This window comes from Streptomyces sp. NPDC059008 (assembly GCF_042749045.1).
In the GTDB taxonomy this organism is placed as follows: domain Bacteria; phylum Actinomycetota; class Actinomycetes; order Streptomycetales; family Streptomycetaceae; genus Streptomyces.
In genome coordinates, this window is sequence record NZ_JBHYJC010000002.1 from 248,154 (window position 1) to 270,109 (window position 21,956).

The 21,956-nt window shown below is 73.8% G+C and carries 20 protein-coding genes; 8 read left to right on the top strand and 12 right to left on the bottom strand.

Annotated elements, in window-relative coordinates:
- Window positions 1-8: 8 nt before the first annotated feature.
- The 4 genes from ACFWZH_RS04040 to ACFWZH_RS04055 form a co-directional block, all read right to left on the bottom strand.
- The gene (locus ACFWZH_RS04040) at window positions 9-860 is read right to left on the bottom strand and encodes a 1,4-dihydroxy-6-naphthoate synthase (protein WP_384425061.1); all 852 of its coding nucleotides are present in this window, start codon (window positions 858-860) and stop codon (window positions 9-11) included.
- Window positions 861-872: 12 nt separating this feature from the next.
- A complete protein-coding gene (locus tag ACFWZH_RS04045) occupies window positions 873-1,625 on the bottom strand; it encodes a futalosine hydrolase (protein WP_384425636.1) in 753 nt (250 codons plus the stop codon).
- A gap of 43 nt (window positions 1,626-1,668) precedes the next feature.
- On the bottom strand, window positions 1,669-2,172 hold the full coding sequence (locus ACFWZH_RS04050) for a hypothetical protein (protein ID WP_384425063.1): 504 nt from the start codon (window positions 2,170-2,172) through the stop codon (window positions 1,669-1,671).
- Between the two features lie 103 nt (window positions 2,173-2,275).
- A complete protein-coding gene (locus tag ACFWZH_RS04055) occupies window positions 2,276-3,703 on the bottom strand; it encodes an MFS transporter (RefSeq protein WP_384425065.1) in 1,428 nt (475 codons plus the stop codon).
- A gap of 409 nt (window positions 3,704-4,112) precedes the next feature.
- Here ACFWZH_RS04055 and ACFWZH_RS04060 point away from each other — a divergent pair, with 409 nt between their 5' ends.
- Window positions 4,113-5,018, top strand: a complete 906-nt coding sequence (locus ACFWZH_RS04060; protein ID WP_384425066.1) for a DUF3027 domain-containing protein — start codon at window positions 4,113-4,115, stop codon at window positions 5,016-5,018.
- A gap of 377 nt (window positions 5,019-5,395) precedes the next feature.
- Window positions 5,396-8,611 carry a sacsin N-terminal ATP-binding-like domain-containing protein gene (locus tag ACFWZH_RS04065; RefSeq protein WP_384425638.1) on the top strand — a complete coding sequence of 1,072 codons (3,216 nt, stop codon included), beginning with the start codon at window positions 5,396-5,398 and terminating at the stop codon, window positions 8,609-8,611.
- Window positions 8,612-8,705: 94 nt separating this feature from the next.
- Here the strand turns inward: ACFWZH_RS04065 and ACFWZH_RS04070 are convergent, their stop codons facing one another.
- From ACFWZH_RS04070 to ACFWZH_RS04080, 3 genes are all read right to left on the bottom strand, one after another.
- A complete protein-coding gene (locus ACFWZH_RS04070; protein WP_384425068.1) occupies window positions 8,706-8,882 on the bottom strand; it encodes a hypothetical protein in 177 nt (58 codons plus the stop codon).
- Window positions 8,883-9,004: 122 nt separating this feature from the next.
- Window positions 9,005-11,470 (bottom strand): HAD-IC family P-type ATPase, encoded by a 2,466-nt coding sequence (locus ACFWZH_RS04075; protein ID WP_384425070.1) that lies wholly within the window; start codon window positions 11,468-11,470, stop codon window positions 9,005-9,007.
- Between the two features lie 78 nt (window positions 11,471-11,548).
- A complete protein-coding gene (locus ACFWZH_RS04080; RefSeq protein ID WP_384425072.1) occupies window positions 11,549-11,809 on the bottom strand; it encodes a DUF2530 domain-containing protein in 261 nt (86 codons plus the stop codon).
- A 284-nt stretch (window positions 11,810-12,093) separates the two neighbouring features.
- On the opposite strand from ACFWZH_RS04080, the gene ACFWZH_RS04085 reads away from it, so the two are divergent.
- The gene (locus tag ACFWZH_RS04085) at window positions 12,094-13,566 is read left to right on the top strand and encodes an NCS2 family permease (RefSeq protein WP_384425074.1); all 1,473 of its coding nucleotides are present in this window, start codon (window positions 12,094-12,096) and stop codon (window positions 13,564-13,566) included.
- On the opposite strand, the gene ACFWZH_RS04090 is transcribed toward ACFWZH_RS04085, so the two are convergent.
- Window positions 13,559-13,756: a hypothetical protein gene (locus ACFWZH_RS04090; RefSeq protein WP_384425076.1), complete on the bottom strand. Its 198-nt coding sequence runs from the start codon at window positions 13,754-13,756 to the stop codon at window positions 13,559-13,561. The genes ACFWZH_RS04085 and ACFWZH_RS04090 overlap by 8 nt on opposite strands.
- A gap of 130 nt (window positions 13,757-13,886) precedes the next feature.
- On the opposite strand from ACFWZH_RS04090, the gene ACFWZH_RS04095 reads away from it, so the two are divergent.
- The 4 genes from ACFWZH_RS04095 to thpR all read left to right on the top strand — a co-directional run bounded on the left by ACFWZH_RS04095 (window position 13,887) and on the right by thpR (window position 16,937).
- Complete coding sequence (locus ACFWZH_RS04095; RefSeq protein ID WP_384425078.1) at window positions 13,887-14,351, top strand: MarR family winged helix-turn-helix transcriptional regulator; 465 nt, start codon at window positions 13,887-13,889, stop codon at window positions 14,349-14,351.
- Window positions 14,352-14,378: 27 nt separating this feature from the next.
- The gene (locus ACFWZH_RS04100) at window positions 14,379-15,767 is read left to right on the top strand and encodes an MFS transporter (protein ID WP_384425080.1); all 1,389 of its coding nucleotides are present in this window, start codon (window positions 14,379-14,381) and stop codon (window positions 15,765-15,767) included.
- Window positions 15,768-15,905: 138 nt separating this feature from the next.
- Window positions 15,906-16,295, top strand: coding sequence for a DUF2267 domain-containing protein (locus ACFWZH_RS04105; RefSeq protein ID WP_384425641.1), 390 nt, complete (start codon window positions 15,906-15,908; stop codon window positions 16,293-16,295).
- A gap of 72 nt (window positions 16,296-16,367) precedes the next feature.
- On the top strand, window positions 16,368-16,937 hold the full coding sequence (gene thpR / locus ACFWZH_RS04110) for an RNA 2',3'-cyclic phosphodiesterase (protein WP_384425082.1): 570 nt from the start codon (window positions 16,368-16,370) through the stop codon (window positions 16,935-16,937).
- 237 nt (window positions 16,938-17,174) lie between these two features.
- Here the strand turns inward: thpR and ACFWZH_RS04115 are convergent, their stop codons facing one another.
- Both ACFWZH_RS04115 and ACFWZH_RS04120 read right to left on the bottom strand, forming a co-directional pair.
- Window positions 17,175-18,173 (bottom strand): aldo/keto reductase, encoded by a 999-nt coding sequence (locus ACFWZH_RS04115; RefSeq protein ID WP_384425084.1) that lies wholly within the window; start codon window positions 18,171-18,173, stop codon window positions 17,175-17,177.
- A 76-nt stretch (window positions 18,174-18,249) separates the two neighbouring features.
- Window positions 18,250-18,951, bottom strand: a complete 702-nt coding sequence (locus ACFWZH_RS04120; protein WP_384425644.1) for a GDSL-type esterase/lipase family protein — start codon at window positions 18,949-18,951, stop codon at window positions 18,250-18,252.
- A gap of 123 nt (window positions 18,952-19,074) precedes the next feature.
- Here ACFWZH_RS04120 and ACFWZH_RS04125 point away from each other — a divergent pair, with 123 nt between their 5' ends.
- A complete protein-coding gene (locus ACFWZH_RS04125; RefSeq protein ID WP_384425086.1) occupies window positions 19,075-20,091 on the top strand; it encodes a hypothetical protein in 1,017 nt (338 codons plus the stop codon).
- On the opposite strand, the gene ACFWZH_RS04130 is transcribed toward ACFWZH_RS04125, so the two are convergent.
- Window positions 20,088-20,552, bottom strand: a complete 465-nt coding sequence (locus ACFWZH_RS04130) for a PPOX class F420-dependent oxidoreductase (protein WP_384425088.1) — start codon at window positions 20,550-20,552, stop codon at window positions 20,088-20,090. The two genes, ACFWZH_RS04125 and ACFWZH_RS04130, sit on opposite strands and share 4 nt — an antisense overlap.
- Before the next feature lie 194 nt (window positions 20,553-20,746).
- Complete coding sequence (serC, locus tag ACFWZH_RS04135) at window positions 20,747-21,865, bottom strand: phosphoserine transaminase (protein WP_384425090.1); 1,119 nt, start codon at window positions 21,863-21,865, stop codon at window positions 20,747-20,749.
- Window positions 21,866-21,956 lie beyond the last annotated feature (91 nt).

Sequence of the window (21,956 nt, forward strand, 5' to 3'; positions counted from 1 at the left end):
CACCCACCTCACACGAAGCGCAGCGCATCGCGGCCGAGGGGCGGCACGAGCCCCTCGGCCGCGGCGCGGGTGAGCAGCCCGCGCACCGCGGCATAGCCGTCCTCGCCGAGGTCGGCGGTGAACTCGTTGACGTACAGCCCGATGTGCTGGTCGACGACCTTCGGGTCCATCTCCTGGGCGTGCTCCAGGACGTAGGGACGGGAGGCCTCCGGGTCGTCCCAGGCCATCCGCACGGAGGTGCGGACGGCGGCCGCGAGGTCGCGCAGCGTCCGCTCGCCCAGCGACCGCTTGGCGATGATCGCGCCGAGCGGGATCGGCAGGCCGGTGGTGTGCTCCCAGTGCTCGCCCATGTCCGCCAGGCAGACCAGGTCGTAGTTCTGGTACGTGAAGCGGGCCTCGTGGATGACCAGGCCCGCGTCGACCTTGCCGTCCCGGACCGCCGGCATGATCTCGTGGAACGGCAGCACCACGATCTCGCCGACGCCGCCCGGCACCTCGGCCGCCGCCCACAGCCGGAACAGCAGATACGCGGTGGACCGCTCGCTGGGCACCGCAATCGTCCGGCCCGTCAGATCCGCGGCCGTGCCCTGCTGCCTGGACAGCACCAGCGGCCCGCAGCCGCGGCCCAGCGCCCCGCCGCAGGGCAGCAGCGCGTACTCCTCGAGCACCCACGGCAGCACCGCGTACGACACCTTCAGCACGTCGAACTCGCCGCGCTCGGCCATGCCGTTGGTGAGGTCGATGTCGGCGAAGGTGACTGCGAGGTCCGGCGCGTGCGGGACGCGGCCGTGCGCCAGGGCGTCGAAGACGAAGGTGTCGTTCGGGCATGGCGAGTACGCGATGTGCAGCGGCCGGGTCACGGTGTCCTCCTACTAGGGACGGTGCGGTTCCCCGGCCGGCCCGTGGGCGGCGGCCAGGGCTTCGGGGAACGTACGAAAGGCGCCGGTCAGGGCGGCGAGCGCGTCGCCGATGCGCCAGGCGGCGCGGTCGCGGGGGCCGACGGCGTTGGAGACGGTGCGCAGCTCCAGCACCGCCACGCCCTGCGCGGCGGCCGCCTCGGCGACGCCGAAGCCCTCCATCGCCTCGGCCAGCACGCCGGGGTGACGTCGTGCCAGCTCCGCGGCGCGTGCCGCGCTGCCGGTGACCGTGGAGACGGTGACGACGGTGCCGACGGCCCCGCCGGACGCCTTCGCCACGGCGTCGGCCAGTGCCTTGTCGGGGCGGTGCGCCACCGTGCCGAAGCCGAGTTCGGTGACCGGTACGAAGCCGTCGGGGGTCTGGGCACCCAGGTCGGCGGCGACGATCGCGTCGGCGACGACCACCGACCCCACAGGGACGCCGGCGGAGGTGAATCCGCCGCCGATCCCCGCCGAGACCACCAGGTCGTACGGTGCGCCGGCGAGCGCGGCGGCGGTCAGCGCGGTGGCCGTGCCGGCGGCCGCGGCGGCCGGGCCGACACCGGCGGCCAGCACGTCGAGCGCCACCGTCGGCCCGGCCACCGGCCGCACCTCGTAACCGCCGGGCAGCGACCAGGGCTCCGCCTCGCCCGAACCGTCGGCCCCGGCGCCGCCGGCCCGGACCGCGTCGCGCTCGGCCGCCACCGCCGTGACGACCAGGACCCGCATCACGAAGCCCGCACCCTGCGCGGCCGCCGCGCGCTCAGCGCGCTCAGTCCTTCTGCTTCAGCGTGAAGTGCCACATCGTCTTGGGGCCCTGGCCGGTGCCGATCTCCGCGACCTGGAGGGTGACGTCCTTGGTGTAGGACGTCTGGCCGGTCTGCGGGTTCTGCTGCATGAAGAGGGTGTCCGCGTCGAAGCTGCGGTACGTCTGCTTGCTGGGCTCGCGCATGACGGGGCCCCCGCCGAAGACGACCCACCCGGACTTGGCGACCTCCGGGTCGACGCCGACGCGCACCTGCTCACCCGGGTGCACGGTGATCGTCTTGCCGCCCTTCTTGGTGAGGCAGGCCGCGACCTGCTTCCGGGACAGGTCCTTGCCGTTGCCGTCGCAGCCGGGCGTGGCCTCGGCCGTCACCGTCGTCGAACCGACGGTCACGGTCGCGAGCGCGGTCGGCTTCTCGCAGGCGGAGAGGGTGACAAGACCCAGGGACACGGCACCGATGGCGGCAGCGGCGCGGCGGCCCTTGCCCCAGGAGATCAACGCAGCGGTCATACGGGCAGGCTATCGGGCGCCCCAGCTCACGCCACGCGCGGGTGCGGCGTGCCGCGCGGCCGGTGCGAAGCCGTGCCCCCGGCGGGCCGGTCCACCGGTCTTTTCAGGCCACCCGGGGCGTCGGCCCGCCGCCCCGCCGCGCCGCGCTCAGCAGCCCCCGTACGGCCAGCGCCACGCCCAGCGCGACCAGCGCCGCGGCCACCGACATCCCCAGCACCCCGACCAGCGGCAGCGAGATCCCGATCGCGCCGCCGACCACCCACGACATCTGCAGCGCCGTCTCGGAGCGGGCGAACGCCGAGGTGCGCACCGCCTCCGGCACATCGCGCTGGATCATCGCGTCCAGCGACAGCTTCGCCAGCGCCTGGCACAGCCCCGCGCAGGCCGCCGCCGCGGTGACCACGACCATCGCGGCGGCGGTGTAGAACACCGCCGCGAGCACCGTCGTACCCAGCGCCAGCCCCAGCACCGCCGCGACGATCTGCTCCGGTCCGCGGGCCTTGAGCCACGCCCCGACGGCCGTCCCCAGCGCGTTGCCCGCCCCGGCCGCCACCGCCACCAGCCCCAGCGAGGCGGCCGGCCCCAGTCCGCCCAGCGGATGCTCGCGCAGCAGGAAGGCCAGGAAGAACGTCAGAAAGCCGGAGAGCGCCCGCAGGCAGACGTTGGCCTGGAGCCCGTGCAGCACCGACGGCCCGACGGTGCGCAGCCCCGGCTTCGCCGGCCGGCCGCCCGCCGAGTCCTCTCCCGCCGCCTCACGGGAGGCCAGGCGGGCCCGCGCCTCGCCCTTGTCCGAGTCGACCTTGTGCGGCAGCGAGAACGACAGGACCGTACCGGCCGCGAACACCGCGAACGCCCCGTACAGCGGCCAGCCCGGCCCGATCAGATGCAGCCCGGCACCGGCCGGCGCCGCCACCCCCGTGGCCAGCAGCCCCGCGAGCGTCACCCGGGAGTTGGCCCGCACCAGCGAGATCCGCGGGGGCAGCAGCCGCGGTACCACCGCACTGCGCACCACGCCGTACGCCTTCGACGCCACCAGCACTCCCAGCGCCGCCGGATACAGCTCCAGCCCGCCGGTCGCCACCGCGCCCGACATCGACACCGCCAGCAGCGCCCGGGCCAGCATCGCGCCCGCCATCGCCGCCCGGCGGCCGTGCGGCACCCGGTCCAGCAGCGGTCCGATCACCGGCGCGAGCAACGCGAACGGCGCCATCGTGACCGCCAGATACAGCGCCACCCGGCCCCGCGCCTCCTGCGTCGGCACCGAGAAGAACACCGTCGAGGCCAGCGCGACCGTGATCAGCATGTCGCCGGCCGAGTTCACCGCGTGCAGCTCGATCAGCTTGCCCAGTCCCGACTCGCCCGCGCCGTGCGCGTGCGTCGCCCGCCGCACCCGGCGCGCCGCGCCGGTGAACGGCCGGTGCAGCGCACGGCCGACCGCCCGGCCCGCCCGCCGGGCAGGGCCGTCCCCGAAGCCGCCCCGGGACGGCTCGTGCGACGACGCTCTCGACGACTTCCGCGATGCCTTCGCCACCTTCGACACCCTCGACGCCCTTGCGGCAGCAGCCACTCGGCCATAGTGCCCCAACTCGCCCAGGAGAGGGCACTTTCTCCGCACTGCCGCGCGAGGCGCCCCGGCGCGCCGTCGCCGCCGCGGACATTTGCGCTCCCACCGAGGAGTCGTACACCGCTGAAGGGGTAGCGTGTGTAGCGCGCCACCGGCGGTCGGTTTTGGCCGCGTGTCTCATTGCGTTCCGCGATCCCGCAGAATGGGTCTATGAGGTGCGCTCGACCGAACCGATCGGGCGCGGACGTCGACGCGGTCCCCAGGTCCGCTCCGCCCGCCCCCGGCCCGCCGGTCGTCCGGACAGGACAAGGACAGCTCCGGCTGGCGCACTCGTGAGACGGCGTGGAAGAGAGAATCGATTCTTGTGAGTGCTGCGATGCGAAGCCGTACCCCTGACCGCCTGTGCGCCGAGGCGGTCGACCTTGCCCGGACGGCGGCGGAGGAAGTCGCCCTGCCCGGGATGGTCGGCGAGTACATCGAGGCCGTCGCCGACGCGGACCGCGTCGTCACCCACCTCTTCGCCTCCAACGAGCCCGGCTACCGCGGCTGGCGCTGGGCGGTGACGGTCGCGCGGGCCTCGCGGGCCAAGGTCGTCACGCTCGACGAGGCGGTGCTGCTGCCCGGCCCCGACGCGCTGCTCGCGCCGGAGTGGGTGCCCTGGAGCGAGCGGCTGCGCCCCGGCGACATGGGCCCCGGGGATCTGCTGCCCACGGAGGCCGAGGACCTGCGGCTGGAGCCGGGCTTCTCCGGGGAGGACGGCCCGCCGCCGAACTCCGCCGTCGCCGAGGGCATGGCCGCCGAGGTCGCCGACACCGAGGAGGCGGACGTCGTTGCGGGCTCGCCGGCGATCCAGCCCGCGCCCGCGCGCGGCGGCATCGCGGACCTCGCCGAGGAGCTCGGCATGCGCCGCGCCCGGGTGCTGTCCCGCTACGGCCTGCACGCCGCCGCCGACCGCTGGGAAGAGGCGTACGGCGCGAAGACCCCGATGGCCCAGGCGGCCCCCGCCACCTGCCTGACCTGCGGCTTCCTCACCCCGCTCACCGGCTCCCTGCGCCAGGCCTTCGGCGTGTGCGCCAACGAGTTCGCCCCGGCGGACGGCCGGGTGGTCTCCCTGTCGTACGGCTGCGGGGCGCACTCCGAGGCCGCCGTGATGCCCAAGACGCCGCGGCCGGCCCCGCCGGTGGTCGACGAGACGGTGGTGGAGCCGCTGTCCCTGCGGCCGGAGCGGGACGGGGGCTCGGTCGAGGAGGCCGGGCCCGCGGAGGAGCTGGGCCACAGCTGAGGTGTGTCCGGGCGGGGCCCGGTGGGTGGTGGGTGCCGGGGACGGTCCTGCGGCCCCCCTACCGCCCGGTGAGGCGCCCCCGCCCTGCGGGGGCGAAGGAAAAGGAGCCAGAAGCTCGGCCGCGTCGTGGCGCAGCCGGGCTTCTGCCGGTCCTTGACTTGTCTCCCCGGCACCACCACACACCAGGGGCCACGGCCCCATGTGCCTCACCCCCGCCGAAGGCGGGAAACAGAAGCCCCCAGGACGGGCCGGCCGGCAACGGGGGGCGATACCGTCTGGACACAGACTCAGCGAGGGAGACGAGAGACGTGACCGCAACGTCGTGGGTGCGAGGCGCAGCCGGAGACCCGTTCGGGACGGCTCGACTGCGGCGCGGCGTGCTGGACGCCTGGGCCGCGTCACCGGCCCGGTTCCGGGAGGACGCCAACGCGGAGGAGGACCTCGCGCTCGGCGGCTACCGCGACCGGCTCGCCGTGGAGCTGGCGCAGAACGCGGCGGACGCGGCGGCCCGCGCCGGGGTCCCCGGGCGGCTGCGGCTGACCCTGCACCCGGCCGACGGCGACACCCCCGCCGTCCTCGTCGCCTCCAACACCGGCGCCCCCCTCGACGCCACCGGCGTGGAGTCGCTGTCGACGCTGCGCGCCTCCGCCAAACGGGAGCCCAGCGTGGCGGCCGGCGCGGTCGGCCGGTTCGGCGTCGGTTTCGCCGCGGTGCTGTCCGTGAGCGACGAGCCGGCCCTGGTGGGACGCACCGGCGGGGTGCGGTGGTCGCTGGCCGAGGCCCGCACGCTGGCGCAGGAGGTGGCCGCGCACAGCCCCGGGCTCGGCGGCGAACTGCGCCGCCGTGAGGGGCACGTACCGCTGCTGCGGCTGCCGATGCCCGCGGAGGGCACCGCGCCCGACGGGTACGACACCGCCGTCGTGCTGCCGCTGCGGGACGTCGCGGCGCAGGACCTCGCCGAGCGGCTGCTGGACGGCATCGACGCGGCGCTGCTGCTGACGCTGCCGGGGCTGGCCGAGGTCGTGGTCGAGACCCCGCAGGGCGTACGCGAGTTGAGGCGGCGTCAGGACGGCCCGTACGTCCTGATCGAGGACAGTGAGCGGGGCGCCACCCGATGGCGGGTGGCGACCGACGGCGGGCCGCTGGACCCGGCGCTGCTCGCGGACCGGCCCGTCGAGGAGCGGCTGCGGCCGTCGTGGTCGGTGACCTGGGCGGTTCCGGTGGACTCCGAGGGCGCGCCGACGCGCCCGGGAACCGCGCCGGTGGTGCACGCGCCGACGCCGACGGACGAGCCGCTGGGGCTGCCCGGGCTGCTGATCGCCTCGTTCCCGCTGGAGCCGACCCGGCGTCATGTCGCCCCGGGCCCGCTGACGGACTTCCTGGTGGAGCGGGTGGCCGCCGCCTACGCGGCGCTGCTCGGCGACTGGCAGCCGGTGTCCGTCGCCACCCTCGACCTGGTACCGGGCCCGCTGGGCAAGGGCGGACTGGACGGCGAGCTGCGCCGGCAGGTGCTCGCGCTGCTGCCGCGGGTGCGGTTCCTGCCGAGCGCGGGCGCGCCGGGCGCGGGGGAGCGGGCCGAGCCCGAGGCCCCGGCAAAGGACGCCTGGGACTCCGGCGAGGACGCGGTGCGGTATGTCCTGCGGCCCGTGGAGGCCGAGGTGGTCGAGGGCGCCGGCAGCGCGACGGTCGCGGTGCTGGCCGAGCTGTTCCCCAGCCTGCTGCCGGCCGGCCTCGAACGGCGCACGGAGCTGCGGGCGCTGGGCGTGGCCCGGGTGCCGCTCGGGGAGATGGTCGACCGCCTGGCGGGCGTCGAGCGGGCCCCCGAGTGGTGGTGGCGGCTCTACGACGCGCTGGCCGGCACCGACCCGGACCGGCTCAGCGGACTGCCGGTGCCGCTCGCGGACGCCGGCGGCCAGGGCCCCGACGGAGCGAGCGGCACCGTACGCACCACCATCGGGCCGCGTCAGGTGCTGCTGCCGCTGCCCGGTGGCGGCCCCGCGGGGGGCGGCGAGGACGCCGCCCGGCACCGTACGCTCGCCCGGCTCGGGCTGAAGGTCGCCCACCCCGACGCGGTGCACCCGCTGCTGGAGAAGCTCGGCGCCACTCCGGCCGCGCCCCGCGCCGTACTGACCACGCCCCAGGTGCGGGCGGCCGTGGAGAACTCGCTGGACGCGGACGAGGACGCCTACGACGTCTTCGCGGACGACTTCGGGCCGGGGGCCCCGCTGGGCGCGGAGGAGCTGGCGGAGACGGTGCTCGGGCTGGTCCGCGACGCCAACCTCGCGCCCGGCGACGAGCCCTGGCTCGGCGCCCTCGCGCTGCCCGACGAGGACGGCGAGCCGGCACCGGCGGGCGAGCTGGTGTACCCGGGCAGCGCCTTCGAGCGGGTCATCCGGGAGGGTGAACTCGCCGCGTGCGACGCGGAGTTGGCCGCCCGATGGGGTGAGCAGCCGCTGACCGCCGTGGGCGTCATGGCCGACTTCGCGCTGGTACGGGCCGCCGATGTCGTCCTCGACCCGGACGAGCTGGAGCCCCGCGACGGGGACTTCGCCGAGCCGGACGACGCCGGGCTGCTGGACGCCGTCGACGTGTGGTGCGAGGACCTCCTCGACGCCCTGCCCGACACGCCCGTCCCGCCGGTGCTCACCGAACTGGTGGCCGTCCGCGACCTGGACCTGGTCGACGACGACGCCTGGCCGCAGGTACTGGAGATGCTCTCCCGGCCGCCGCTGCGCGACGCGCTCACCGCGCCCGCCCGGGTGCTGCTGCCCGACGGCACCACCGAGTCCGTACGCCCCTACACCGCCTGGTGGCTGCGCGGCCACCCGGTGCTGGACGGGCGGCGGCCGGCCGGTCTGCGCGCGGCGGGCGGCGACCGGCTGCTGGCCGGTCTCTACGAGTCCGCGGACGCCGGCGGGGTCGACGCCCAGGTGCTGCGCGCACTCGGCGTGCGCACCTCCGTCGCCGCCCTCCTGGACGAGCCGGGCGGCGCGGCCGAACTGCTGGCCCGCCTCGCCGACCCGGACCTGACCGTGGACGCGGCCCAACTCCACGGCCTCTACGGCCTGCTGGCGGACCTGGACCCCGATCAGGTGACGCTCCCCGACGAGCTGCGGGCCGTGCTCGACCGGGAGGTGCGGGTGGTGGACGCGGCGGACGCCGTGGTCGCCGACGCCCCGGACCTGATGCCGCTGGCGGCGGGGCTGCCCCTGCTGCCGGTGCGCCCGGCGCGCGCCGCGGACCTGGCCGAGCTGCTGCAGGTGCGCAGGCTGAGCGAGGTGGTGAGCGCCGAGGTGCGCTCCGAGGGCGTCCGCCACGAGGTCCCGGAGGCCGTACGGGTCCTGCTCGGCCCCGCCACCCCCGAGTCGTATCTGGAACACGAGGAGCTGGTCGTCGGCGACGGCCCGGACGCCACCGCCGAACTGGACTGGCGCCGGAGCCCCGACGGCACCCTGCACGCCGCGACCCTGGAGGGCGTCGCGGCCGGCCTGGCCTGGGCGGCGGGCCAGTGGCCGCGCCGCTTCGAGGTCGCGGCGCTGCTGGAGGACCCGGACCGGGGCGAGGAGCTGGCGCGGGCGCGCTGGTTCGACTGACCGCCGGCGCTGCGGCGCACCGCGGGCCGGGGCGCGTGTCGTCCCGGCCCGGACGGCGGCGCTTCGGTTCGGTCGGGCCGGTCGGTCGGCCCGGTCAGTTCGAGGTGAACTTCTTCACCAGGGCCCAGACCACGACGATCGCGCCGACGGCGAGGATCAGCCACTCCCACCAGTCCAGGACGCCGTCGCCCCCGTAGTGGGAGTGGTGGGAGTGGTGGCGGTGCGAGCCGGCCAGCACCCGGTACGTGAGGTCCCCCGGAATCAGTGTCATGGGGCGGAGGGTAGGGCAGGGGGCGGACCGTGGCCAGGCCGCGGCGGAAGGCTTGACCGCGACCTCGCGCCGGGGCTGCCCGGCCGCCGGGCGAGGGGGCGGCCGCCCGCGCGTGCGGTGGCTCAGGCGGGGAAGCGGCGGTCCACCAGGCGCCAGGCCAGCTCCAGGAGCACCGCCGCCGCCGCGGCGACGCCCACCGCCGCCCACGGCATCGTCCCGCCGACCAGGCGCAGATCGAAGAAGTCCTGCAGCCAGGGGGTGACCAGGACGATCAGGAAGCCCAGGCCCATGGTCAGCACCAGGGCGATCCGCCACCAGGTGTAGGGGCGGGCGATGATCGCCAGGACCCACATCGCGGTGAGGAAGAGGGTCAGGGTGGCGGCGCTGGTCTCGGCGGAGAGGGCGCCCGGACCGGTGTAGTGGGCACGGGCGAGGAGGTAGGTGGCGAAGGCGGCCAGGCCCGTGATGATGCCGGAGGGGATCGCGTAGCGCATGACCCGGCGGACGAAGTGCGGGCGGGCGCGCTCCTTGTTGGGGGCGAGCGCCAGGAAGAACGCCGGGACGCCGATGGTCAGGGTGGACAGCAGCGTCAGATGGCGCGGGAGGTAGGGGTAGGGGATCTGCCAGCAGGCCACGAGGATGGCCAGCAGGACGGAGTAGACCGTCTTGGTGAGGAAGAGGGTCGCCACGCGCGTGATGTTGCCGATGACGCGGCGGCCCTCGGCGACCACGGACGGCAGGGTGGCGAAGCTGTTGTTCAGCAGGACGATCTGGGCCACCGCGCGGGTGGCCTCGGAGCCGGAGCCCATCGCCACGCCGATGTCGGCGTCCTTCAGGGCGAGGACGTCGTTGACGCCGTCGCCGGTCATGGCGACGGTGTGGCCGCGGGACTGCAGGGCCGCGACCATGTCCCGCTTCTGCTGCGGGGAGACGCGGCCGAACACCGCGCCCCGGTCGAGGGCGGTGGCCATCGCCTCCGTACGGGCGGGCAGGCTCCGCGCGTCCACGGGGGCGTCTGCGCCCGGCAGGCCCAGCTTGTCGGCCACCGCGCCGACGGACACCGCGTTGTCGCCGGAGAGGACCTTGGCGTGGACGCCCTGCTCGGCGAAGTAGCGCAGGGTGTCGGGGGCCTCGGTGCGCAGCCGCTGCTCCAGGACCACCAGCGCGGTGGGGTGCACGCCCCGGGCGACGTCGGGGTCGTCCAGCTCCCGTTCGGCGCGGGCCAGCAGGAGGACCCGCAGGCCCCGGGCGTTGAGGTCGTCGATGTCGGTCAGGCGCTGGTCGCCGGCCGGCAGCAGGACGTCGGGGGCGCCCAGGAGCCAGGTCGTGCTCTCGCCGTGGGCGTCGTTGAAGGACGCCCCGCTGTATTTGCGGGCGGAGGAGAACGGCAGCGACTGGGTGCAGCGCCAGCCGCCGTCGGCGGGGTAGGCGTCGATGACGGCCTGGAGGGAGGCGTTGGGGCGGGGGTCGGAGGCGCCCAGCGCGCCCAGGACCTGCTCCAGGTAGGCGTGGTCGCGCTCGCTGCGCTCCGCCGCGTCTTCGCTGTCGTCGAGGCCTTCGGCGGCGGGGCCGATGACCCGCAGCGCGCTGACGTCCATACCGCCCTCGGTGAGCGTGCCGGTCTTGTCCAGGCAGACGACGTCGACCCGGGCCAGGCCCTCGATGGCGGGCAGTTCCTGGACGAGGCACTGCTTGCGGCCGAGCCGGACGACGCCGATGGCGAAGGCCACGGAGGTGAGCAGGACCAGGCCCTCGGGGATCATCGGGACGATGCCGGCGACCATCCGGCGGATCGCCTCGTCGCCCGGCAGGCCGAGGGTGAGCAGATGGCTGAGGATCAGGCCGAGCGCGGTGGGGATCATCATCCAGGTCACGTACTTGAGGATCTGGCTGATGCCGGAGCGCAGCTCGGAGTGGACCAGCGTGAAGCGGCTGGCCTCCTCGGCGAGCTGGGCCGCGTACGCCTGGCGGCCGACCTTGGTCGCGGTGAAGGCGCCGCCGCCCGCGACGACGAAGCTGCCGGACATCACCGGCTCACCGGGCTTCTTGACGACCGGGTCGGCCTCGCCGGTCAGCAGCGATTCGTCGATCTCCAGGCCGTCGGTCTCCAGGACCTCGCCGTCGACGATGACCTTGTCGCCCGGACCGAGTTCGATGACGTCGTCGAGGACGACGCCGGCGGTGGGGATCGGGGCGGGGACGCCGTCGCGCCGGACCGTCGGCCGGGCCTCGCCGATGACCGCCAGGTTGTCCAGGGTCTTCTTGGCCCGCAGCTCCTGGACGATGCCGATGCCGGTGTTGGCGACGATGACGAACCCGAAGAGGCCGTCCTGGAGGGGCCCCACGATCAGGATGATCACGAAAAGTACGCCGATGATCGCGTTGAAACGGGTGAAGACGTTGGCCCGGATGATCTCGGCGGTGGAGCGGGAGGACCGTACGGGGACGTCGTTGACCTCGCCCCTGGCCACCCGCTGTGCGACCTCGGCGGAGGTCAGGCCGGGGTGGGCCGGGGCGTGGACGGTCGCTCCGGCCGGCTCGCCGCCCGCTTCGTGCTGCCCGGCTTCGGTCCTCGCCCGATCCGTCATGCCCTCGACGTTACGGGCGCGGCGCGCACTTCACCCGCCGGCCGGCCGGGCGGGAGGTGTGGGGGAGGGGCGCCGCGGTCAGGCGTCGCCGGCGGCGGCCGCGGCGCGCTTGATCGCGGCGTCGCGCCTGCGGACGTACCAGATGCCCAGCAGGCCCAGGGCGCCGCCGGCCAGGCAGGTCCACACCCACCAGGCGTGGCCGTTGTCGGCGTACCAGCCGTAGAAGGGCAGCTGGCCGAGGAAGAGCACGAACCAGATGATCGTGCCGCCGGTGATCGTGCCGACGACGGGGCCCTCCAGAGGCGCCGGGGCCGGGCGCAGTTCGGACTTCTTCCACATGGTGTTCAGCTTACGGGGGCCGGATGCGGGGCCCGAGGGGGGCCGGACGGGGGGTGGCGGGCGAGTGGTCCCGTGGCGGGAGGGCGTACCTCCGGCCCAGCGCAACAGGGGTCTACGCGCGGAGATAGCGATCAGCGCCTTGTTTATTCATACTGAACCTTTCTGGATCTGACCGGATCGGATCGTCGATTCATCCAACGTGATCCGGTTATTGATGCTCTGTACGTGTTCCGGGCCCATGGGCCCCCGCGCCTTCCCCAGGCCCGTCCGACTGAGGTCCCTGCATGCCCCCCTCGGCCACCACGCCGGTCGACCCCCTTGAGAACCCGGCGCCGACGCCTCCCAAGAACGGTTTCGACCGCTTCTTCAAGATCTCCGAGCGGGGGTCGACGGTCAGCCGCGAACTGCGCGGCGGTCTGGCGACGTTCTTCGCGATGGCCTACATCATCGTGCTGAACCCGATCATCCTCGGCTCCGGAGTCGACAAGTTCGGCCACCATCTCGACAACGGCCAGCTGGTCACCGCGACCGCGCTGATGGCCGGGCTGTGCACCGTCCTGATGGGCGTCATCGGCAACGTCCCGATCGCCATCGCCGCGGGCCTGGGCATCAACGCCGTGGTCTCGCTCCAGCTCGCCCCCAAGATGAGCTGGCCGGACGCGATGGGCATGGTCGTGCTCGCCGGTCTGGTGCTGATGATCCTGGTCGCCTCGGGCCTGCGGCAGCGGGTGATGGACGCGATCCCGGGCGGCCTGCGGCGCGCCATCGCCATCGGTATCGGCATGTTCATCACGCTGATCGGCCTGGTCGACGCCGGCTTCGTGTCCCGCAACCCGGACGCCGCGCACACCACCGTCCCGATGGGCCTGGGCCAGGGCGGTCAGCTCAAGGGCTGGCCGGTGCTGGTGTTCGTCCTCGGCCTGATGCTGATGTTCGTGCTGATCGTGCGGAAGACCAGGGGCGCGATCCTGATCGGCATGGTCACCATGGCCGTCGTCGCGATCGTCGTCAACGCCGTCGCCGACATCCCGGACGCGGCCTGGGGCCTGGCGGTCCCCAACGTCCCGGAGAAGATCGTCGGCGCGCCGGACTTCGGTCTGATCGGCGACATCAGCCTCTTCGGCGGCTTCAAGGAAGTCGGCCTGCTGACCGGCTGCCTGTTCGTCTTCACCGTGCTGCTCTCCGGCTTCTTCGACGCGATGGGCACCATCATCGGCGTCGGCGAGGAGGCCGGGCTGCTGGACAACGAGACCGGCAACCTGCCGAACATGGGCCGGATCCTGATGGTGGACGGCATCGCGGTCGCGGGCGGCGGCTTCGGCTCCGCCTCCGCCAACACCTGCTTCGTGGAGTCCACGGCCGGCGTCGGCGAGGGCGCCCGCACGGGCCTGGCGAACCTGATGACCGGCGGGCTGTTCCTGCTCGCGCTGGTCTTCACGCCGCTGGCGACCGTGGTCCCGTCGCAGGCGGCGACGCCGGCGCTGGTGGTCGTCGGCTTCCTGATCATGGCCTCGAACGTCAAGGGCATCGACTGGGGCGACTTCACCGTCGGCATCCCCGCGTTCCTGACGATCGTCTCGATGCCGTTCACCTACAGCATCACCAACGGCATCGGCATCGGGGTCCTGGCGTTCATCCTGCTGCGCGCGGCCACCGGCCGCTTCCGGCAGGTGCCCTGGCTGCTGAACGCCGTCGGCCTGTGCTTCCTGGTCTACTTCCTGCTCCACCCGATCGAGCAGATCCTCGGGGTCAAGTAGAAGGAGCCGACCACCGCACGCCGAGCTTCTCGGTCTCGTCGACGGACGATTGGAACCGTTCGTCGAAGTCCTCGCGGATGAGCGTCCGGACGACATAGTCCTGGACGCTCATTCCGCGTTTTGCGGCGTGCTGCCGAATGCGCTCCAGCAGCTCCCCGTCCACGCGCAGGCTGAGCACTCGCGATCCCATACGGACACGGTCCCGTCCCCTCCCGGTCAGGCGTGTCACTTTCCGCCGCGTCCTCACTCATATGGGTGATCCATGACGGACACCCGCCCACCGCTTTACTTAGAGAGGGTAATGAGTTATGCTAAAGACCATGCCGGAACTGCCCCACCCCCAGCCTGACGGCCGGGCGGTGCACCCTGATGACGCGGCCGCGGTCAACGCGCTGCGGTCCGCCGTGATGCGCCTGTCGCGCCGGCTCAAGCACCAGCGGGTGGACGAGTCGCTCAGCCCCACCGAGATGTCGGTGCTCGGCACCCTCGCCCGCTGCGGCCGGGCCACGCCCGGCGAGCTGGCCCGCAAGGAGCATGTGCAGCCGCCGTCGATGACCCGCATCGTGGCCATGCTCGAGGCCAAGGGCCTGGTCCGGCTCGAACCGCACCCCGACGACCGCCGCCAGAAGGTCGTCACCCAGACCGAAGAGGCCGAGGCGATGCTCGAGGAGAGCCGCCGCAAGCGCAACGCCTGGCTCGCCGAGCTGGCCTCCGGACTGGACGAGGACGAGTGGGCGAAGGTGCGGGCCGCCGCGCCCGTGCTGGAGAAGCTGGCACAGCTGTAGAAACGACGCCAAGGAGGCGAACCCGATTTGAGTACGGGATCCGGAGCAGACTCCGCCCCCGCACCGAACCCCCAAGACGGCACGGTCCCGCGCGACCCGACCGTGACCGCCCCGCGCAAGGGCACGTTCAGCTCCCTGCGCATACGCAACTACCGCCTCTTCGCCACCGGCCAGATGGTGTCCAACACCGGCACCTGGATGCAGCGCATCGCCCAGGACTGGCTGGTGCTCAGCCTCACCGGCTCGTCCGCCGCGGTCGGCATCACCACCGCGCTGCAGTTCCTGCCGATGCTGCTGTTCGGCCTCTACGGCGGCGTCATCGCCGACCGCTTCGCCAAGCGCAAGCTGCTGCTGCTCACCCAGTCCGCCATGGGCCTGACGGGCCTCGCCCTGGCCGCGCTCACGCTCAGCGGCCAGGTGCAGGTCTGGCACGTCTACCTGGTCGCCTTCGTCCTGGGCCTGGCCACCGTCGTCGACAACCCCGCCCGGCAGGCGTTCGTCTCCGAGATGGTCGGTCAGGACGAGCTCCGCAACGCCGTCAGCCTCAACTCCGCCAACTTCCAGTCCGCGCGCCTGATCGGCCCCGCGGTGGCCGGCGTACTGATCACCGCGTTCGGCAGCGGCTGGGCCTTCCTGCTCAACGGCCTGTCCTTCGTGGCGCCGGTCGTCGGCCTGCTGATGATGCGGACGGCCGAACTCCACAAGGTCGAGCGGGTCCCCCGCAGCAAGGGGCAGCTGCGCGAGGGCCTGCGCTATGTCTCCGGCCGCCCCGACCTGGTCTGGCCGATCGTCCTGGTCGGCTTCATCGGCACGTTCGGCTTCAACTTCCCGATCTGGCTGACCGCGTTCGTCTACCACGTCTTCCACCAGGGCGCCGGCACCTACGCCCTGTTCAACGGCCTGATGGCGGCCGGCTCGCTGATCGGCGCGCTGCTCGCCGCGCGCCGCGCCGGCTCCCGGCTGCGCCTGCTGGTCGGCGCCGCCGCGCTCTTCGGCGTCCTGGAGATCACCGCCGCGCTGGCGCCCTCCTTCTGGATCTTCGCGGCCCTGCTCGCGCCCATCGGCATGGTCGGCCTGACGGTCAACGTCACCGCCAATTCGAGCGTCCAGCTGGCCACCGACCCGCTGATGCGGGGCCGGGTGATGAGCCTGTTCATGATGGTCTTCATGGGCGGCACCCCGCTCGGCGCCCCCCTCGTCGGCTGGGTCACCGACGCCTTCGGCGCCCGTGTCGGCTTCCTCGCGGGCGGTGTGGTCTCCCTGGCCGCCGCGACCCTGATCGGCCTGGTCCTCGCCCGGACCGGCGGCCTCCGCCTCCAGATCGACCTCCGCCGCGGCCACCGGCACGTCGCCTTCGTGCCGCGGGCCGCGCACCCCGCCCCACCGGGCGAGAAGGAGCTGTCACCGGCCGCGTAGCCGCGCCGCACCCGCTGTGCTCGTGGTCGCCGCGCGCGCCGCGCCGCGCGAGGCCACCATGGGCCCAACGGCACAGAGCGGTCCGCGCGGATACCCCGGTACCGCACGGACCGCGGAAAGGGGACAGCCGTGGTGCCCATGCGATGGGAGGCGTTCCTGGCGCAGGTCCAGGAGCGCGGTGAGTACGCCTCGGCGCAGGAGGCGGAGCGGGCGGCACGGGTCGTGCTCGCGCTGCTGGGCGCGCATCTGGTGGGTGCGGAGCGGGCCGAGCTGGCCGGCTGCCTGCCGGAGACCTTCGAGCTGATCCTGCTCAACCCGCTGCCGGCCGTCGAGCCGCTGGATCCCGAGCGGTTCGTCCGCGCCACCGCGGCCTGGATCGAGGGGGCCACCGAGGAGACCGCCAAATGGGACGTCAGCGCCGTGCTCAGCGTCGTCGCCGACGCCGCCGGCGACGACCTGATGCGCAGCGTCCTGCTCCAGCTGCCCCCGGACTACGACCTCCTCTTCGGCCGCCCCCGGCGGGTCTGATCCCCGCCGCACCGGTGCGGCAGGGGCCCGCGTACGCCCGGTCCGCCGGGCGGCGTGGGCCAGACTGACCGCATGAGACTCTTCGCCGCGGTCCTGCCGCCCGCCCCCGTCCTGGAGGAACTGGCCGTCGAGGTGGCGCAGTTGAAGAAACTCCCGGCCGCCGACCGGCTGCGCTGGACCGGCCGGGACGGCTGGCACTTCACCGTCGCCTTCTACGGCGAGGTGCCCGAAGCGCTGCTGCCCGAGCTGCACGAGCGGCTGGCCCGCGCGGCCCACCGCCGCGACCCGTACGAGCTGCGGATCGCCGGCGGCGGCCGCTTCTCGGACCGCGTGGTGTGGGCCGGGGCCGACGGCGACCGCCCCGCCATGGGCCGGCTCGCCGACTCGGCGGCGGCAGCGGCCCGCCGGGCCGGCGTGCCCATGACCGACGAGCACCGTCCCTACACCCCGCACCTCACCCTCGCCAGGAACCGCACCGCCCACCTGAGCCTCGCCCCGTACGCGGCCGCCCTGAAGGACTTCCACGGCTCCTCCTGGACCGTCGGGGCGCTGTCCCTGATGCGCAGCCACCCGCCCGTCCCCGGGCCGGCCGGCGCGCAGCCCCGCTACGAGGAGATCGCCTCCTGGCCGCTGGGCCGCTGAGCGGCCGGGGAGCCCGGCCGCCGAGAGGGGTGCGGGGGTGGGCGCGGACCGTCCGTGCACCCGGGTCGTTGAAATGTTCGGATCCACCCCGGTTACGCTCAGGGGGTGGACCCGAAAACCCGTAACCGGATCATGTCCGGCCTGCTCGCCGTGCTGCTCGTCGTCGTGATCGTGGCGGCGGCGTTGCGCTGACGGCCGCCCGGCCCGGCCCGGCGGCCTTCGGCACGCCGCCCTTCGTCACCAGGCGAACGCCTCCGGTGACGGCCCCGGCCCGGGGAAGATCTCGTCCAGCGACGCCAGCAGCTCGGCCGGCAGCTTCAGCTCGACGGCGCGCAGCGCGGAGGCGAGCTGGTCGGCGGTGCGCGGGCCGACGATGGGGCCGGTGACCCCCGGGCGGGCCAGGAGCCAGGCCAGCGCCACTTCGCCGGGCTCCAGGCCGTGCTTGGCGAGCAGGTCCTCGTAGGACTGGATCCGGGCGCGGAGGGCGGGGTCGGCCAGGGAGTCGGCCGAGCGGCCGGAGACCGAGCGGGCCGCGCCGCCCTCGCGCTCCTTGCGGAGCGCGCCGCCCAGCAGCCCGCCGTGCAGCGGGGACCAGGGGATGACGCCCAGGCCGTAGCTCTCGGCGGCCGGGATGACCTCCATCTCGGCCCGCCGCTCCGCCAGGTTGTACAGGCACTGCTCGCTGACCAGGCCGTACGAGCCGCGTCGGGCGGCCGTCTCGTTGGCGCGGGCGATGTGCCAGCCGGCGTGGTTGGACGAGCCCGCGTAGAGGATCTTGCCCTGCTGGACGAGGACGTCGATGGCCTGCCAGATCTCGTCCCAGGGGGTGTCCCGGTCGACGTGGTGGAACTGGTAGAGGTCGATGTAGTCGGTGCCCAGCCGCTTGAGGCTGGCGTCCACCGCCCGCCGGATGTTGAGGGCGGAGAGCTTGTCGTGGTTGGGCCAGACCGTGTCGCCGTCGGGCGCCATGTTCGCGTAGACCTTGGTGGCCAGCACGGTCTTGTCGCGGCGGCCGCCGCCCTTGGCGAACCACGAGCCGACGATCTCTTCCGTGCGGCCCTTGTTGGCGCCCCAGCCGTAGACGTTGGCGGTGTCGAGGAAGTTGACGCCGGCGCCGAGCGCCGCGTCCATGATGGTGTGGCTGTCGGCCTCGTCCGTCTGGGGTCCGAAGTTCATCGTCCCGAGGACGAGTCGGCTGACCTTGAGTCCGGTGCGTCCGAGCTGCGTGTACTCCATGGTGGCTCAGCCAACGCCTTGACGTGCGCTCGAAGCAAGGACGTTCGCGGGGCGGCCGCGGCGTGGCGGCCCCGGCTCACCGCGCCGCGCCGGCCCCGTGCGGCTCCTTCGGCCGGTACGGGCCGCCGACCCCCCACGCCTGGTGCATCGCGTCCGCGAACGCCCCCGCCAGCAGGTGCTCGCCCCACGCGGAGGGGTGGGTGCCGTCGTAGGTGGCGCGGGCGATGTCCCAGCCGGCGGGCTCGGAGGCCAGCAGCAACGGCGAGGCGGGCGTGGACAGATCGCCGACGGCCTTGGCCAGCAGCTCGTTGAAGCGCACGCACTGGGCCCCGAACGCGGCGTCCGCCGCCGCCCGCACATTGGGGATGACGGGCATCAGCACGGCCCGGACGTGCGGCGCCGCCGCCCGTGCCCGTGCCACGAACTCCCGTACGTTCTCGGCGGTCTGCTCGGCGTTGGTGTAGAAACCGAGGTCTATCAGGCCGAGCGAGACCAGCAGGGTGTCGGCCTCATGGCGGTCGATCGCCTCGCCGATCAGCGGCGCCATGTGCAGCCAGCCCTCGCCCCACCCGGCGAGATGGCGCCGGGCCTCCTGGGGGAAGGCGGGGTCGCCGTACGCGTGGGAGGTGGCGGCGTCGGCGGCGGGGTCGTGGAGGGTGTGGCGCGGTCCGACGATGCGGTACGGGCCGTCGTGGGTCGCGTTCAGGTGCTGCCACATCCGGTGGCGCCACGTGAAATCGCCGGTGCTCCCTATCGTCATCGAGTCACCGACGAACATGATCCTCATCGGGCCATGATGGCCGAGAACCCCTGCGACCTGGTACGTGACGCTGACCACGCCCGCCGGCCGGGGTCCACCGCCCGCTCCGCGCACCACCGCCCGAGATGGCAGTCTGTGCCCATGCGTTCGCTTCTGTGCGCGGCCGGTGCCGCGGGGGTGTTGTGGGTGGCGGCGGCCGGGCCGGCCGCCGCCGACGAGCCCGACGGCTTCACCATCGGCGATCCCCGGATCACCGAGTCCAGCGGGCTGGCCGCCAGCCGCGCGCACCCCGGCGTCTACTGGACCCACAACGACAGCGACGACGGCCCGTACGTCTACGCCGTCGACGGCTCCTCCGGCCGTACGGTCGCCAGGATCACGCTGCGCGGCATCGGCACGCCGCGGGACGTCGAGGCGGTCTCGGTCGGCCCGGACGGCGACGTCTACGTCGGCGACATCGGCGACAACCTCGGCGGTACGTGGAACCACGTGTGGGTCTACCGCTTCCCGGAGCCCGCGAAGCTGCGCGACGCCACCGTCACCGCCACCCAGTTCGACGTGGTGTACGCGGACGGGCCGCGGGACGCCGAGGCGCTGATGGTGCACCCCAGGACCGGCCGGGTCTATATCGCCAGCAAGAAGCAGGGCGGCGGCGGTGCGCTCTACGAGGGCCCGCGGCGGCTGACCACCGCCGGCCCCAACACCTTCCGCAAGGTCGCGCCGATCGATCTGTGGGTGACCGACGGCGCGTTCTCGCCGGACGGTACGCGGCTGGTGATGCGGAGCTACTTCGGCGCCCGGATCTACCGGTGGCAGGACGGGCGGCCGCGGGACATCGGCAGCGTGGGCGTACCGATCCAGCAGCAGGGCGAGTCGGTGTCCTTCACGCCCGACGGCCGCACCCTGATGTACGGCTCCGAGGGCCCGAGCAGCGAGGTCCGGCCGGTCGGGCTGAGCGGCGAGCAGCTGCCGGCGTCGGCGAAGGAGACCGGCGGACCCGACGACCCGGCAAACGGCGCCGGGTCCGCCGACGGCCCTGACGGGAAGGGGAGTTCCGGCACGGAGCTCAAGCCCGGTGTCGTCAAGGGCGCGCTGGTCCTCGCGGCGGCGACGGCGCTGGTGGTGGCCGTACGGCGGCTGCTGCGGCGGCGGTCCTAGGGGGTGTCCGACGCCGCGTCACCGGACGGGCCCTGGGGGGCCTGCGGCGGCCGGGCGTCCGCCTCAGCCGTCAGCCGCAGCTCGTAGTGCAGCGTCCGCTCCTTCTTCAGCCGGTGCGCCATCGGCACCAGCAGCCCGTGGATCAGCGGGTACTTCCGGGTCAGCGACCGCTCGGCCCGCCGGTACTCCCGGGTCTGCGGATCCAGCAGCCGCGCCCGTGCCCTGACGGCGGGTCCGGTGGGCTTGCCCCGCCAGGTGGACGCGCAGATCTCCACCTCGGGGAAGTTCCGCATCCGCTTGGCCTTCCAGGCGCTGCCGTACGTGCGGATGTAGGCGTGGTCGCCGTCGACGGCGATGTTGACCGGTGTGCCGACACCGGTCCCGTCCCGCTTGTACGTGGTCAGCAGAATCGCCCCTTGCCGCTCGAAGGGGGTCAGGCCGGGGCTGGGGGGAGTGGTCATGCCCCCATACAGGCATATCCGGCCCGTTTCGTCACTTCGCGGTGCGTCCGTTCGGGGGGTGCTTCGGGCTGTCGTTCGGGCGTTTCCGGGCGGGACTCGGGCGTGTTCGCGAGAGCGCGGCCGGGCGCGGACGCACCGCGGGGCCCGGGGGTGATAGCCGGGGCCCGCGGTGCGCTGTGGTGTCGGGTCGGCCGTTACAGCTCGCCGATCACGTAGTCGACGCAGGCCGTCAGGGCCTCGACGTCCGACGGGTCGATCGCCGGGAACATCGCGATGCGCAGCTGGTTGCGGCCCAGCTTGCGGTAGGGCTCGGTGTCGACGATGCCGTTGGCGCGCAGGGCCTTGGCGACGGCCGCCGCGTCGATGTCGTCGTTGAAGTCGATCGTGCCGATGACCTGCGAGCGCTTGGCCGGGTCGACGACGAACGGCGTGGCGTGCTTGGACTCCTCGGCCCAGCCGTACAGGGTGCGGGCGGAGGTGGCGGTGCGGCGGACCGCCCAGTCCAGGCCGCCCTGGCCGTTGATCCACTCCAGCTGCTCGTTGAGCAGGAAGAGGGTGGACAGGGCCGGGGTGTTGTACGTCTGGTTCTTCAGGGAGTTGTCGATCGCCGTGGGCAGCGAGAAGAACTCCGGGATGTGGCGGCCGGACGCGTGGACGGCGCGGGCGCGCTCCAGGGCGGCGGGGGAGAAGACCGCCAGCCACAGACCGCCGTCGGCGGCGAAGGACTTCTGCGGGGCGAAGTAGTAGACGTCGGTCTCGGCGATGTCGACGGGCAGGCCGCCGGCGCCGGACGTGGCGTCGACCAGGACCAGGGAGCCGGAGTCGGCGCCCGCGACGCGGCGGATGGGCGCGGCGACGCCGGTCGAGGTCTCGTTGTGGGTGAACGCGTAGACGTCCACGCCCTCTTCGGCCTCCGGGTCCGGGTGGCTGCCCGGGTCGGCGGAGATGACGGTGGGCTCCGCCAGCCACGGCGCCAGCTTGGCGGCCTTGGCGAACTTCGAGGAGAACTCGCCGAAGGACAGGTGCTGGGACTTGCGCTCGATCAGGCCGTGCGTCGCGATGTCCCAGAACGCGGTGGAGCCGCCGTTGCCGAGCACGACCTCGTAGCCCTCGGGGAGCTGGAAGAGGTCGCGTACGCCGTCGCGCACCTTGCCGACCAGGTTCTTGACCGGGGCCTGGCGGTGGGACGTGCCGAGGAGGGAGCTACCGGTGGCGGCCAGGGCGCCGAGCGCCTCCGTACGCACCTTGGAGGGGCCCGCGCCGAAGCGTCCGTCGGCGGGCTTGATGTCAGCGGGAATCTGGATATCAGCCACGGGCGAAGCCTAATCCGTCGCGCTGCGGGCTCCGGCGGCACGTCCAGCGGGTGAGATGGGCGCCGATCGTACGGTGGACAGGACGGGCGGC